The sequence below is a fragment of the Ruminococcus sp. AM31-15AC genome, assembly GCF_003462045.1.
Taxonomy (GTDB): Bacteria; Bacillota; Clostridia; order Oscillospirales; family Ruminococcaceae; genus Hominimerdicola; species Hominimerdicola aceti.
The window spans coordinates 1-15,542 of the sequence record NZ_QTYG01000025.1 but is presented as its reverse complement, the minus strand read 5'-3'; the positions used below and the strand labels follow the sequence as shown (position 1 = coordinate 15,542).

9 protein-coding genes and 1 pseudogene are annotated in these 15,542 nt (G+C 45.2%); 6 read left to right on the top strand and 4 right to left on the bottom strand.

Annotated features, from left to right (window positions below):
• The first annotated feature begins 350 nt into the window (after positions 1–350).
• The 3 genes from DW793_RS15385 to DW793_RS08405 are packed head-to-tail and all read left to right on the top strand — an operon-like array spanning position 351 to position 3,889.
• Positions 351–956 carry an ABC transporter transmembrane domain-containing protein gene (locus tag DW793_RS15385; protein WP_252969763.1) on the top strand — a complete coding sequence of 202 codons (606 nt, stop codon included), beginning with the start codon at positions 351–353 and terminating at the stop codon, positions 954–956.
• Positions 953–2,113 carry an ABC transporter ATP-binding protein gene (locus DW793_RS08410; protein WP_252969762.1) on the top strand — a complete coding sequence of 387 codons (1,161 nt, stop codon included), beginning with the start codon at positions 953–955 and terminating at the stop codon, positions 2,111–2,113. Before DW793_RS15385 ends, DW793_RS08410 begins: the two co-directional genes overlap by 4 nt.
• The gene (locus tag DW793_RS08405) at positions 2,114–3,889 is read left to right on the top strand and encodes an ABC transporter ATP-binding protein (protein ID WP_118157617.1); all 1,776 of its coding nucleotides are present in this window, start codon (positions 2,114–2,116) and stop codon (positions 3,887–3,889) included.
• A gap of 140 nt (positions 3,890–4,029) precedes the next feature.
• Here the strand turns inward: DW793_RS08405 and DW793_RS08400 are convergent, their stop codons facing one another.
• Both DW793_RS08400 and DW793_RS08395 read right to left on the bottom strand, forming a co-directional pair.
• A complete protein-coding gene (locus DW793_RS08400; RefSeq protein ID WP_038672067.1) occupies positions 4,030–4,740 on the bottom strand; it encodes an NAD-dependent protein deacylase in 711 nt (236 codons plus the stop codon).
• Between the two features lie 65 nt (positions 4,741–4,805).
• Positions 4,806–5,876: a branched-chain amino acid aminotransferase gene (locus DW793_RS08395; RefSeq protein WP_118157616.1), complete on the bottom strand. Its 1,071-nt coding sequence runs from the start codon at positions 5,874–5,876 to the stop codon at positions 4,806–4,808.
• A gap of 313 nt (positions 5,877–6,189) precedes the next feature.
• Here DW793_RS08395 and DW793_RS08390 point away from each other — a divergent pair, with 313 nt between their 5' ends.
• The 3 genes from DW793_RS08390 to DW793_RS08380 all read left to right on the top strand — a co-directional run bounded on the left by DW793_RS08390 (position 6,190) and on the right by DW793_RS08380 (position 11,175).
• Positions 6,190–7,986, top strand: a complete 1,797-nt coding sequence (locus DW793_RS08390; RefSeq protein ID WP_252969757.1) for a L,D-transpeptidase family protein — start codon at positions 6,190–6,192, stop codon at positions 7,984–7,986.
• 67 nt (positions 7,987–8,053) lie between these two features.
• Complete coding sequence (gene uvrC / locus DW793_RS08385) at positions 8,054–9,895, top strand: excinuclease ABC subunit UvrC (protein WP_118157615.1); 1,842 nt, start codon at positions 8,054–8,056, stop codon at positions 9,893–9,895.
• Positions 9,895–11,175, top strand: a complete 1,281-nt coding sequence (locus DW793_RS08380) for a bifunctional folylpolyglutamate synthase/dihydrofolate synthase (RefSeq protein ID WP_252969755.1) — start codon at positions 9,895–9,897, stop codon at positions 11,173–11,175. The genes uvrC and DW793_RS08380 overlap by 1 nt, the downstream gene beginning before the upstream one ends.
• Positions 11,176–11,698: 523 nt before the next feature.
• Here DW793_RS08380 and glpK read toward each other — a convergent pair.
• Both glpK and DW793_RS08370 read right to left on the bottom strand, forming a co-directional pair.
• Positions 11,699–13,176 (bottom strand): annotated as a pseudogene (glpK, locus tag DW793_RS08375) (glycerol kinase GlpK).
• A 317-nt stretch (positions 13,177–13,493) separates the two neighbouring features.
• A complete protein-coding gene (locus DW793_RS08370) occupies positions 13,494–15,368 on the bottom strand; it encodes a hypothetical protein (protein WP_118157614.1) in 1,875 nt (624 codons plus the stop codon).
• Between the last annotated feature and the right edge of the window lie 174 nt (positions 15,369–15,542).

Below are 15,542 nucleotides of genomic sequence, written 5' to 3'. Positions count from 1 at the left end.
TATTGCATACCAAAATATCCTCTAACCGCTCTGTTATTTCAGGGCGGTTATTTTATTGTGCGAAACCTTAGTTTAATATAATATAATAGTCAAAGAAAACGTTTTCTTCTAAATATGACTATCATTAGATAACAACATATTCATAGTTTGTGAAAAAGCACAACAAAAGCTTCGTGTTTTCGTTGATTTTTTAGCTTGCTTTATGTAAACTAAATGCTTTTACCCCCTTGACTTTACTTTCAAAAGGGCTTATAATATCCCATAGTTTAAAAAGAGTATGGGTTTCATATTTTTATATATGTGCCTATGAAAGCATGAAGTTTAGAAGAATAAAAGGAGAGTGAAAGAATATGTTCCAGCTTCAATGGATATGGCACAATCTGAAAGGCTACCGAAAATTCTATGTAACAGCCCTTGTGCTGTCTATCGTATGCAACGCCTTGTATCTTACCACACCTTATTTCAGCAAAGAGCTTGTGGATAAGTTTCTTTCAAGCAAGGACGCACTTTTCAACCTTGAGCATGAAAGAAAGCTGTTCTGGCTGCTGCTTGCAGGCATGGTGGGCTTTACCCTGCTTAGAACTATCTGTCAGTACACCTGCAACATGACCTATGAATTATCATCTCAGGGCATGATATACAGAATAAGAACACACCTTTTCAGACGTATCGAAAATCAGGATATGGAGTTTTATGACCGCAACCGCACAGGCGACCTTATGACAAGGCTCACAGGCGACCTTGATATGGTGCGCCATGCAGTGGCATTCGTTTTTAAAGGTATGCTTGAATCATGTTCGCTGTTTATAGCCTCATCAGTTTATTTTTTTATGGTAAGCTGGAAAATGGCACTTCTTCTGCTGGCTGTTACACCGTTTATATTCGGCGTGGTGGTGCTTCTTGATAAAAAGGCAAAGCCGGTTTACGTTGACCTCGTGAGAAGCTGTCTAAAATGAATACAGACGCTCAGGAGAACATCTCAGGCAACAGAGTTGTAAAAGCCTTCGCCCGTGAGGACTATGAGATAGAAAAGTTCCAAAAAGCCAATAAAGAGTATTCTGACGCCAACAAAAAAGCGTCACTGCTGTGGCTTAAATTTTTTCCTTATATGGAAGCTTTCGCAAACGCCTTGTCAGTTATAATGCTCCTTGGCGGTGGATTTTTCCTTATAAAAGGGGAAATAACAATGGGCGAGTATGTTGCTATCTCAGGACTTATCTGGGGCATCGCAAACCCTGTCAGAAACCTTGGTATCTATGTGAACGATATGCAAAGGTTCATGGCTTCCGCAATGAAGGTCATCGAGATATACTATGCAAGACCTATCATCACCGACCGTGAAGACGCAGTTGACCAGACAGAAAGGCTTCACGGAGATGTCGAGTTCAAGGACGTTACCTTTAAGTTTGGCAAGCATATAGTCCTTGACGACGTGAATTTCAAAATAAAAGCAGGTCAGACAGTTGCCATAATGGGCGAAACAGGTTCAGGCAAGACCTCGCTTATAAATCTCATACCAAGATTTTATGATACCAACTCAGGAGAAGTCCTTGTGGACGGTGTGAATGTAAGAAAGCGTAAGCTCTCACAGCTCCGCTCACAAATAGGTATGGCAACGCAGGACGTCCTGCTTTTCTCTGATACCATAGACGGCAATATCGCATACGGCGACTCTGATATGTCCGAAGAGGACGTTAATCACTATGCAAAGCTTGCGGCGGCAAGCGAGTTTGTAGAGAAAATGCCTGACGGCTATGAAACTATCGTGGGCGAGCGTGGCGTAGGTCTTTCAGGCGGACAAAAGCAAAGACTTTCCCTTGCAAGAGCCTTAGCCATAAAGCCTGCCATTCTTATCCTTGACGATACCACCTCCGCCGTGGATATGGAAACAGAAAAGTATATTCAGGACAGCCTTAGAAACCTCGATTTTCCATGCACAAAGATAATAATAGCCCAGCGTATCTCCTCCACCAAAGACGCCGATATGATAATAATCCTCGATGACGGCAAGATAACCGAAATGGGTACTCATGATGAGCTTATCGCCAAAAAGGGATACTATTACGAGGTGTTCAAGCTGCAGAACGATGGCTTCGGAAAGGAGGCGGTCTGAATGGCAAGAAACCGTTATGACGTTGACGAAGTCCTTGAGACCCCATTCGACTTCGCCCACCTGAAACGCTCCTTTGTGTATATCAAAAAATATAAGGGCAAAATGATAACCGCCCTTGTGCTGAGCGTGTTCGCCGCAATATCAGGACTTCTCGGACCGCTCATCACACAGTACGCTCTTGATAATACCATACCGCAGAAAAATATGGGACAGCTCGTCCTGCTCACCCTCGCATTTGTCGGCACCATAGCCGTGTCAATAACATTCTCCACTATCCGTTCAAGGATAATGACAGTTGTTGGTCAGGATATAATCTTCGATATCCGTACCGACCTTTTCAAGCATTTGCAGGAACTTCCATTTGAGTATTACGATAACCGCCCACACGGCAAAATTCTTATAAGAGTTGTAAACTATGTAAACTCTGTGTCGGATATGCTCTCAAACGGTATCATAAATGTTATACTCGAGTGTCTTAATATGCTTTTCATCATGATATTCATGTTCTTTGTGAACGTGAAGCTGTCATTGGTGGTGCTTTCAGGTCTGCCGATATTTGCAGTCATAATGATGATGATAAAGAAAAGACAGCGTAAAGCATGGCAGGACGTTTCAAACAAATCCTCAAACCTTAACGCCTATTTGCAGGAAAACATCACAGGCGCAAGAGTGACCCAGATATTCACCCGTGAGGAAGAAAACGCCCAGATATTCGACAGACTTTCCGAGAAATATCGTAAAAGCTGGATAAACGCCGTGAAATATTCTCACCTTGTTTGGCCTGCTACCGACAACGTTTCTACCCTTGTGAGAGCCGCAATATTTGTGGTGGGTCTGCTGGTGCTGACCCCTGCGGCAGTGAGCCTTGGAACTATCGTTGCCATGACAAGCTATGCTTCAAGCTTCTGGCAGCCTATCATGAACCTGTCAAACATCTTCAATAACTTCATCAACAATATCGCCTACCTTGAGCGTATCTTTGAGACCCTTGACGAGCCTGCCACTATCGCAGACAAGCCGAACGCTCAGGATATCGGTGATATCACAGGCGAGGTAAAATTTGATGACGTTACATTCAGCTATGAGCAGGGCAAAACAGTTTTGGAGCATATCTCCTTTGACGTTAAGCCGGGCGAAAGCGTTGCCCTCGTCGGACCAACAGGCGCAGGAAAATCTACAGTAGTTTCTCTCCTGTCAAGATTTTATGACCTGGACAGCGGTATAATAACCATAGACGGCAAGGATATAAGTCAGGCGACCTTGCATTCCCTCCGCTCACAAATGGGCATAATGCTTCAGGACAGCTTTATTTTCAGCGGCACTATTTACGATAATATCCGCTACGGCAGACTTGACGCAACGGAAGAAGAAATAAGAGAAGCCGCAAAGATAGTCTGCGCAGACGAGTTCATAAGCGAAATGAAAGACGGCTATATGACCGAGGTCAACGAGCGTGGCTCAAAGCTTTCAGGCGGACAGAAACAGCTTATCTCCTTTGCAAGAACGCTCCTCTCAGACCCGAAAATACTTGTCCTTGACGAAGCAACTTCATCAATAGACGCACGAACAGAAAAGCTCCTTCAGCAGGGACTTCAAAGACTTCTTGTTGGCAGAACTTCATTTATTATCGCACATAGACTTTCCACTATCAAAAACTGCGATAAGATAATGTATATCGACAACAAAGGCATTGCCGAGTGCGGCACTCATGACCAGCTTATCGCAAAGAAAGGCGAATATTACAAGCTTTATACCGCACAGCATATGGACGAATAAAATAGCATAAAAACACGGGCGACCGCATATCACCCCCACCAATGGTAGGGGCGACCTTGGGTCGCCCGTTGTCTGTTGCAAAATTCCCAAATAAGCGGGACGTCGAGGGCGCCGTCCCCTACAATTTGCGTTGTTTATCTTTACTTTATCACTATCTTATCCAACGTTTCCCCTACCTTGTCATGGATAACAAGGTCGCAGGAGCCGTCCATGGAAGTCTTGTCCCGATTTATGAGCACAAGATTATCCCCCTGAAAATATCTCACCATTCCAGCCGCAGGATAAACTGTCAGAGAAGTGCCTGCAATAATAAGCGTGTCGCACTGAGATATCTCTCTCACCGCCTCCGTCACAGTTTTATCATCAAGTCCCTCCTCATAAAGCACAACATCAGGCTTGATTATTCCGCCGCAGGTGCATTTCGGAATGCCTGTGCTGTTTAAAATATCCTCCGCAGTGTAGAATTTTCCGCAGTCCATGCAGTAGTTGCGGTGTACACTTCCGTGAAGCTCCAGCACCTTTTTGCTTCCTGCCGCCGTGTGAAGTCCGTCAATGTTCTGCGTAATAACAGAAGAAAGTATGCCTGCTCTCTCCATTTCCGCCAGCTTGTAATGCGCCTTGTTAGGCTTTGCCGTCAGACAAAGCATTTTGTCACGGTAAAAATCATAAAATGCCTTTGTGTGCCGCATAAAAAACGTGTGGCTGAGTATCTGCTCAGGGGGATAATCATATTTCTGATTGTAAAGTCCGTCCACCGACCGAAAATCAGGTATGCCGCTCTCTGTTGATACCCCTGCTCCTCCGAAAAATACTATCCTGTGTGACTTGTCTATTATCTGCTGCAGCTCCATTTTTATCACTCCTATGAAAAATGCGGTCTATACCGAAGCATAGACCGCATTGATTATTCACGATATTAGTCGATTTTAACGATCCAGCCGAACTCGTCAGGTATCTTGCCCCACTGAATGCCTGTCATTGTATCATAAAGCATCTGTGAAACAGGGCCGATCTTGTTGTTGTTTATCTCCATTACCTTGTCGCCCCACTTAAGATGACCAACAGGTGAGATAACAGCAGCAGTACCTGTGCCGAATACCTCGTCAAGCTTGCCGTTGTCGTAAGCCTCAGCGATCTCCTCGATAGAGATCTTTCTCTCGCTTACCTTGTAGCCCTTGCTCTTGCATATCTCGATAGCAGACTTTCTTGTGATACCGGGGAGAACAGAGCCAAGAAGCTGTGGTGTAACAACTTCGCCGTCAATAACGAAGAAGATGTTCATTGAGCCAACTTCCTCAACATACTTTCTCTCAACACCATCAAGCCAAAGTACCTGCTCGTAATCCTGCTCGTGAGCTTCTTCCTGACCTGCAAGTGAGATAGCGTAGTTAGCGGCTGTCTTAGCAAAGCCTGTACCGCCTCTTACAGCTCTTACATACTTGTTCTCAACATAGATCTTAACAGGGTTAAGACCGGTTGAATAGTAAGCGCCTGAAGGTGAAAGAATAATGATGAACAGATAGTGGTCAGCAGGCTTAACACCTACATATGGGTCAACTGCAATGATAAATGGTCTGATGTAAAGGGAAGCGCCCTCTGTGTGAGGAACCCAGTCCTGCTCCATTTTTACAAGAGTTTTCAGAGCGTAGAGCATATCCTCTTCGTTTATCTTAGGAATTACCATTCTCTCAGCAGAGTTGTTCATTCTCTTGAAGTTCTCCTGAGGTCTGAAAAGCTGAACAGAGCCGTCAGCAGTACGATAAGCCTTAAGACCCTCGAATATCTCCTGACCGTAGTGCAGGCACATAGCAGCAGGGGAGAGTGAAAGGTCGCCGTAAGGCACGATCCTAGCGTCATGCCAACCCTGACCTGCGTCATAATTCATAACAAACATATGGTCAGTAAAAATGTGACCGAAACCGAGCTTTGTTTCGTCAGCCGGTTTTTCCTTTGGAGTAGTGGTACGTTCGATCTTGATATCTAACATACGGATCCTTCTTTCTTAAATTAATGATCGGCTCGCCAAGCGAACCTTTACCACATATATTATAATACTTATTGTGATCTTTTTCAAGAGGTTTTGCAAAAAAAATTCCTTGTCACAGGAAAAATATGCAGGATAACATTTTGAAAACTGCATTTTTATACAACTGTATGAAAACTGTTGAGAAATCGTCATAAAATTGTCTTTATATTGTAGGAAATACTCCTTGAAAAAAAGGTGATAGTGTTGTATAATAGGGTAAAATAAATGTGAAACGAGTATATTATAATAAGGACATATAAGGAAAGGTAATATTATGAACGATAGAGAAAGAAAGGATAATGAGCTTGGTATAGATCTTGATATGAAAGGTCTTACCCTCGACAGCGATGAAGCCGCAAAGCCGCAGGCGCAGAACCGCCCTATGAGCCATGAGGATATGGCAAGAATGATCGCTAAAAATATGGCAATGCAGGACGGCGGCTTTGACGAGCCTATCACTCCCGTAAGAGGAGTTTCAGACTTTGGCGAGGAAACTATCAAGCCTAAAAAGCCCAAAACAACTGAAACAAGCAGTAAAAATGCAAAGCCTGCATCAAAGCAGACTTCAAAGAGCGGCTCAAAGAATAGAAAAAAGAAGAAAAAGAAGTCCTCGTCAGGAAAGACTGTCGCAATAGCAATATGCTCAGTTGTTGGTGTTATGATAGTCGCCGCAGGTGGCTTCTATCTGTGGGGCATGAATTCGTATAAGGATAGATTTCTTGGAAATACATATATAAACGGCATCGAGGTCAGCGGAAAGACCAAGGCGGAAGCCTATAAGCTCGTAAGCGAGCAGGCTGTTATCCCAAAAGCCATCACCGTTACAAAGAAAGACGGCACAACATTTTCCATAAAACTGTCTGAAATAGGCTATAACGATAATACTCAAAACCTTATCACACAGTATTATACTCAGCAAAACCACTATTCATGGTTCTCTTCTGCCATGAAGCGTACGGATTTCACTTTTGAATCTAAGTTCAAGTATGATAAGGCTAAGCTTGAAAAGGTGCTGAAAAGAAAGGTGCTTGACTCTCAAAGCACAAAAGATCCTGAAGACGCCTATATCAAAAAAGGCGACGACAACAGCTATGTTGTGGTAAAAGAAACCACGGGCGACGCTGTGGAGGAGGATAAGATAGACGAGCTTTATTCCTATGTGGAAAACCAGATTGACGACGGCAGCTTTGACGTTGATATCTCAAAGGCAGATTGCTATAAAAAGCCTGCCATAACAGCGGATATGCTTGAAGAGACCTGCAAGAAGCTCAATAACCTTAACGATATCGAGATAACATTCGATTTTATCTACACCACCGAAACCCTCACAGGTGATACTATCATGGATTGGATAACCTTTGACGAGGATAACGCCGAAGCTGGCTATACAGTTGATGAAGATAAGGCAATGGCATATGTTGAAGACCTTGCAGATAAGTATGATACCTTTGGCAAGGACAGAGAGTTCAAGACCACAAAGCGTGGAACTATAACTATCTCCGAGGGTCAGGGCTGTTACGGCTGGTGGATAGACCAGCAAAAGACCTGCGACCTTATCGTGGACCTTGTTGAAAAGGGAGAGTCTGCCGAAACAGAGCCTGTCTACTATGTAAACCCTGACTCAGCCTATGAGTATACCTGCAATAAAGATTGGCGTACAGCCGATAAGGATTACGGCAACACTTATATCGAGGTAGACCTCACCGCACAGCATTTGTGGTATTATAAAGACGGCAAGCTCACAATGGAGTCTGATATAGTTTCAGGCTATCCAAGCAAGTCAAGAAATACCCCTGGCGGTGTTTATAAGCTTTGGTATAAGGAAAAGGGCAAGACCCTCAGAGGATCAGCAGACGGACAGTCTTATGCTTCCTATGTTGACTATTGGAACAACGTTTCCACTATCGGCATAGGACTTCACGACGCATCATGGCAGAACGGCAACTTTGGCGGTGAGCGTTATAAGTCAAGCACATGGGGCTCACACGGCTGTATAAATATGCCTTTAGATAAAGCAAAATACGTTTATGAAAAAATAGATATGGGTACTCCTGTATTTATGTATTGGTAAGAGATAACAGCAAGGCAATACGGACAACTCGTATTGCCTTTGCTTTTAGTTTAAGTTAGGAGAATTTATGTATATTACAGATGAAGACAACCCACGCCTGCCATTTCTGCGTGATAAAACTTCAAAGCTCACCACCTCACCGGGCTGTTATATAATGAAAGACAAAATGAAAAAGATAATCTATATCGGCAAGGCGAAAAATCTCCGCAACCGTGTGACATCTTATTTCAGAAAGGGACAGGATCACCTGCCAAAGGTGTGGAAAATGGTGTCCCACGTCTATGACTATGACTTTATCGTCACTGACTCTGAGTTTGAAGCTCTGGTGCTGGAGTGTTCTCTTATAAAGCAGTATACCCCAAAGTATAATATCCTGCTGAAAGACGATAAGGGCTATAGCTATATCAGGGTCACAAATGAGGACTATCCACGCCTGCAAGCCGTATTGCAAAAATATGATGACGGAGCAGAGTATATAGGACCCTATACAAGTTCGTTCGCAGTAAAACAAGCCGTTATTGAAGCCAATAAAGTCTTTATGCTCCCTACCTGCACCCGAAAATTTCCGCAGGATTTCAGAAAACAGCGTCCCTGCCTTAATATGCACATAAAGCAGTGTATGGGCGTCTGTACGGGAAAATTCTCCAAAGAGGAGTATAATTCTATCGTCCGTCAGGCGGTGGACTATATCCGAAACGGCTCGTCAGATTCAGTTGAAAGACTCACCGACGAAATGAACAAAGCCGCTGAGGAGCTTGACTTTGAGCTTGCCGCAAAGCTTCGTGACCGTATCCAAGCCATACAAAAAGCCGCTGAAAGTCAGAAGATAATTAATGACGATATTCGTGACACTGATATAATCGCCATTGCTCAAAATGGCGAAATGGCTTGTGCCAGCGTTATAATGTATCGTGGTGGCAGACTTTTTGATAAGGCTTCCTATTTCCTTGGCGAAAAAGACGACAGCATAAAAATGCGTGAAGATTTTCTCATGCAGTATTATTCCTCCAAAGACAGCATACCGAAAGATATCCTCCTTGACGAAGATATCACAAACGGCGAGATAATAGAGAAGTTCCTCCGTCAGAAATATGACCATGCCGTGAATATCTCTACTCCGAAAAGAGGACAGTTTCTCCGCCTTACCACCCTTGCAAAAAGCAATGCCACCGAGTATCTCTCCATAAAAGTCGGCAGAACGAGCCGTGAGATAACCGCCCTTGAGGAGCTTGCCAAAGCATTGGGACTTCCCAAGACTCCGAAATATATCGAGTGCTACGATATATCAAACCTCGCCTCTGCAAATATGGTAGCAGGCATGGTGGTCTTTGAAAACGGCAGACCATGCAAGAAGTATTATAAAAAGTTTTCTATCAAAACAGTTGCAGAGCAAAACGACTATGCCTGTATGCAGGAGGTCATAGAACGCCGCTTCAGAAACTACTTTGAGAAAACAGACGAGGGCTTTTCCATTATGCCCGACCTTATTTTGCTCGACGGTGGAAACGGCCACGTCAATGCCGTTGAGCCTGTCTTAGAGCGAATGGGTGTGACCTGCCCATTGTTCGGTCTTGTGAAAGACTCCAAGCACCGCACAAGAGCAGTCGCCACAGGGGGCGGAGAAATAAGCCTTGCAAAGTGCAGAGCGGCGTTCAATCTTGTTACCGCCATTCAGGACGAGGTGCACAGAGTAGCTATAACCTATCAGGCGCAGAAGCATAAAAAGAATGCCCACCGACTTGAGATAACCAAGGTCAAAGGCATAGGCGATAAAAAAGCCGCCAAGCTAATAACCGAGTATAAGACCAAAGAGGCTCTCAAAAAAGCCACAGTAGAGGAGCTTGCAAAGACCGCAGGTGTAAATATAGACACCGCAAGAGAGCTTAAAGAAATAATAGACGAAATGTAGTGATAGAATTGATAGAAAATACCAAAGATATAGACGAGCTTGAATTTATAAACAGCTTTTCCCACTCAGGAAAGCCCGTGAAAGACTTATCCAGAATAAAAGCCTTGCTTTCCGACCTTGGCGACCCGCAGGACAGCCTTAAATTCGTCCATATCGCCGGCACCAACGGCAAAGGCTCAATGGCACAGATGTTCAGCGAGGTCTTTCAGTGCGCAGGACTAAAAACAGGTCTTTTCACCTCGCCTTATATAATAAGCTATACCGACAGGATAAAAATAAACGGCATTGATATCCCAAAGCCTGCCCTTGCGAAAATGGCAAAGCGTGTGAAAGCCGTCACCGATATGCACTGCGACCGTGAGAATTTCTCTCAGTTTGAAATAACCACCGCCATAGCTTTCCTCTATTTTGCCGAGGAAAACTGCGATATAGTCGTCCTCGAAACAGGTCTTGGAGGACTTTTAGACAGCACCAACGTTATAAAAACCCCTATTCTCACAGTTATAGGCTCAGTTGATTTCGACCATACCGCCATTTTAGGTGACACCTTGGAGAAGATAGCCTATCAGAAAGCAGGCATTATAAAACCTCACTGTCCATGCGTTTTGAGCGCAGGCAACGACATGAAAGTTATCCGCACCGTCAGAGAGCAGGCGGTGAAAAATCTTTCTCAGCTCGTTATCCCCGACATCAACCAGCTCAAACTTATAAGCTGTGACGTTTTCGGCTCAAAGTTTCAGTTCAAAGGACAGCCCTATGAAGTCACAATGGGCGGCGCACATCAGGTGCTGAACGCCATGAGCGTCATAAGCGGAATACGCCTTATCAACGATACCCTGAAAATTCCCCAGGATAAAATTTTTAAGGGCATCAAAAAAGCCCAGCTCCAAGGCAGAGTGCAGATACTCAGCCGTGAGCCGCTTTTTGTACTGGACGGCGCACACAATCCCGACGGTCTGTCAGCCTTGGCAGGCGTATTGGAGCATTGTGAAAAACGCCCATGTTACGCTGTTATGGGAATGTGCAGGGATAAAAACATCACCGAGGCGGTAAAGAAAATTATACCGTATGTAGACAAATTCTACACAGTTGACGGTTTCAGCGACAGAGCCGAAACTGCCTCTGACCTTGCCGACATCATAACCAACGCAGGCGGCAGGGCAGAGCAAAGTCCAAAGCCTGCCCTTGAAATGGCACGTCAGCTAACAAACGAGAATCCTCACGGAGTGAATCTTATATGCGGTTCGCTTTTCCTATGTGCCAGGTGCTTAATGAAATGAAAGACATATAACAGAAAGGGCGACCCACCCAAGGTCGCCCGATTTTTTTGCCTCACAAACTTGCGATATCCGCACAAATCGTGTATGGGCGAACACTGTTCACCAACTGTAAAACTTTCCCACCATACCTGTAGGGGAGCGGCTCAATTTCTGCTTTGCAGAAAGGCGACGTCCCGTTCGGAGGTGTAAATCTGTGTTTGTTATATCTTTGATGCCAAATTATTTTCGGAACAGTTTGTTGTGCCGCAAAATCGCTGTCGCTCTTTGCGGAATTCACTTTGTTTAATGGGATAGAAAAAAAGCGGTGCAGAGATTTTTTCTCCGACACCGCTTTGTTGTTTCTTTTACTTTGTTATGCTTTTAAGTCTTTTTCTGCACCGCTTGTAGGCTTACGCCTATTGAGGCTCTGCCTCAAGCTCCGCAGGGGCTTTGCCCCTTGACCCCACAAGCCCTCTGGCGCCGGGCTTGACCGTGCGCTTTATCTCTCGCTTCGCTCGGTTTCTTCTATTCTTTTTCTGATTTATTATTCAATAGCCGCTTGAACCGCTTTCTTCCAACCACCTATCAGATCACTGCGTTTGCTCTCGCTCATAGACGGAATAAACTCCCTGAACTTATCCGAAACGCCAACAAGCTCTTCCATACTGCCCCAAAGCCCACAGCCAAGCCCTGCAAGATATGCCGCACCTGTTGCGGTGGATTCCACGTTATAAGGCCTTATGACCGAATGACCCAGTATATCCGCCTGAAATTCCATAAGAAAATCGTTGCTTGCCGCACCGCCGTCAGCCTTTATGCTGCCTATTGCCCCGGCGTCCTCCTCCATCGCCCTGAGAACGTCATAGGTCTGATAGCACATAGCTTCCAATGTCGCCCTGACTATGTGGCATCTGTTTGTTCCTCTTGTAAGCCCTGTTATCATGCCCCTTGCCTCAGGTTTCCAGTATGGTGCACCAAGCCCCACGAATGCAGGCACAAAGTATACACCGCCCGTGTCCTCAACACTTCTTGCAAGCTCCTCAGTTTCTGCCGCTGTGCGTATTATGCAAAGCTCGTCACGAAGCCATTTTACCGCCGCACCCGATACGAATACCGACCCCTCCAGAGCATAATTCACCTTTCCGCCTATGCCCCAGGCAATGGTCGTGAGCAATCCATGACGGCTTTCCACAGGCTTTTCACCTGTGTTCATAAGCAGAAAACCGCCCGTGCCATAGGTGTTTTTCACATCGCCCTCACGGAAACAGCATTGCCCAAAAAGTGCCGCCTGCTGATCTCCTGCACAGCCTGCGATCTTTATCCTGCTTCCGAAAATGTTCTCCTCAGTTTCCCCCAAGTCACCCGAACATTCTTTGACCTCAGGGAGCATACAGCTGGGTATGCCCAAAAGCCCAAGTATCTCCCTGTCCCATTCAAGGGTGTGAATGTTGAAAAGCATAGTCCTGGAAGCATTGGAGTAGTCCGTAACGTGTACCCTTCCCCCTGTCAGATTCCATATGAGCCAGCAATCCACAGTGCCGAAAAGTATCTCCCCCTTTTCCGCACGCTCCATCACACCCTCAACATTTTCAAGTATCCACTTTATCTTTGTGGCGGAGAAATAAGGTCGATAAGAAGTCCCGTCTTGTCCTTGAAAAACTTTTGCAAGCCCTGACTTTCCATTCGTGCGCAGTCCTCAGAAGTCCTCCTGCATTGCCAAACGATAGCGTTATAAACAGGCTTGCCGGTGTTCTTGTCCCAAAGTATCGTCGTTTCACGCTGATTAGCGATGCCGATAGCCGCCACGTCCTCCGCTGTTATCCCGGCCTTTGCAATGACCTCACGAGCAGAACTGAGCTGACTTTCCAGTATGTCCATAGGGTCATGCTCCACCCAGCCGTTGCCGGGGAATATCTGCGGATATTCTTTCTGTACGCTCGCAACCTTTTCACCCTTTGCGTTAAAAAGCACCGCTCTGGAGGAAGTCGTTCCCTGATCTAAAGAGAGTATGTATTCTTTCATAAAATTTCTCCTTATTGCAAAAAAGGGGCGGAAATCCCACCCCTTATAAATCTGTTATCTAAATTTCTAACACTGTTTATTTCCGTACAAAAATACGCATTGCACTATCATGTAGGGGACGGCGCCCTCGACGTCCCGTCTTGTCGCCTGTACAATCTGCATTATTCGCACAATTTGGTGCGTTTCACAAACCCTGTAGGGGAGCGGCTCAATTTCTGCTTTGCAGAAATGCGACGTTCCGCTTGCTCAATGTTTTGTTTACTTATTCTTTTTCGTTACACCACGTTGCGGATATTCTGCCACACTTTATGTCGTCATCAAATAAGCCCCGTGTAAAGCAGTATAAGATAAATGATCAACAAAAGCGACAGAACGCCAAGAAGCTTCCAAATACCCTTTATGGCGGACTTTTCCTGCTTTTTAGCTTTAACAAATTCCTCGATAGCGTCCGGGGTGTATTCTTTGTGCATCTGGCTTCCTACTGTTGGATTGAGCATATCATTGATGTTGATGTTGCGGTATTTTTCCTCACGAAGCTTCTTAGGATCGGTCTCCTTGGTGCTGATGTTATCATATGAAGAATTGAGCAGACTCTTGTCCATTTTCTTCATGTTGATAGCGTCCATAGAAAGCTCTGCTTCCTCAGGTCTGCCAAGGCTGTCACCATTGTCGTAAATATGCTTTGTGTCAACGCTCTTCATAAGCTGATTGTTTGAGCGGTTTGCCCTCAGCATCTTGATAAGAGTGTCAGTGTAGAGGTTTTCCTCTTCCTCAGCCTCGTCAGTAAGGATTATGTCCGAGGTGTCGTTTATCGCCTCGTCAACTGTATCGATAAGGGAAGTAAGTCCCTTGTTCGCCTTCTTGTATGGCTTTTTAGCCGCAGGCTTCGGAGCTTCCACCGCAGGCTGTGGAGCAGGTTGGCTGTACACAGGTGCTGAAACTGTCTGCTGAGCAGGCTGTGCTGTCTGAACAGGCGTTGGAGCAGGTGCAGGCTGTGAAACCGGCGGAACAGGAGCAGAAACAGGCTGGCTTGCAGGTGCAGAGCCTGAAATGCCCTCGTGTCCCGGAATAAAGATCTTTCTCTTTCTTATAGGTGCGTTTATCTCGCCGGGAATACCGCTCTGAGCCATCGGCTTTGTGTTGAATACAGGAGCAGACTGGATGTCCTCTACAGGCGTCGGTGCAGGCGCAGGCTGTGGCTCTGGTATAGGCTCTGGCTCTGGTGCAGGCTCTGGCTTTGGTGCAGGCTCAGGCTGAACGGGAGCTGGAGGCGGAACTACCTTAAGCTCAGGATTTTCCTCAGGCTCGTCAGGTATAGGCTCGCTGTCAGGACCGTCCTCGCCAACGATAGCGTCAGCAGAAATGGAGCTTGCAGCCGCAGAGAAATCGTTGCTCTCGATAGCCGAATCCTCGTCGCCCTCAAAGCTTACCATTTTTCCTGTTGTAACATCATAGTATTCCTCGCCGTCCTTGACAGCGATCTTGAGCTTCGGCGCAGGCTCGCCCCTCTTAGGCAGGTTAGCCTGAGGAATGTCAATGTCAGGGAATACCTCGTCAACGTCCACCTTTGCGATCTTAAGTATCTCCATTGCGGTTCTGCACTTCATAGAACCTCTTACCATTTCCTTGATAGGAAGCAGAATGATATCGCAGAAAGTAGCATAGAAAGATCTCAGCGCAGACATTGAGCTGTCAAGCATATCCTGAGGAAAACGATGGTCAAAATACTTATCCCATTGCTCAGGGCTTGACATTATCATCTTGTCTATGTACTGACAAAGTGGTATCCAAAGCTCAGGCTCTTCAAAATCTCTGTCATTGGTGATGAGCCACATATAACATCTGAGGAAACAGTCATAGCATGAAATATCTCTCAGGTTGAGCATAACGTCATCAATGTTCAGGGAAGCCGAAAATATAGGATCAGAGAATGCGAAGCATCTGTATCCGTTGCTGGCGATCTTTGCATAAGCCGTCTTTAGATCCTTTTCAGAACGGGAGAAAGGCGGCAGAAAATCAAAATCATAAGGCGTTTCATAATCAGCCGTGTCACCTTTAGCCGCCATATCAAGCAACTTTTTGTATGTGAGCGTGACATCAGCAGTAGGAGTGTCAACGGCTATGCCGAGCACCCTGAAAGGATTGCAGGCAAAAAGTTCCATTGCCGTTATCCCAAGTGACGGTCTTGTCATAAATATATCCTCCTCCATGAATTTACTTCATATATACTTAAGCTTTTACCTTTTTTATTCGTGTTATCTTCTTCACGATCGGGTATTTTTGTGTATCTTTATGCCAAAAATAGTTTTCTTAAACTAATTTGTTTTTTGTTTTTAATTAACAAAATAAATAACTTAACAAATATA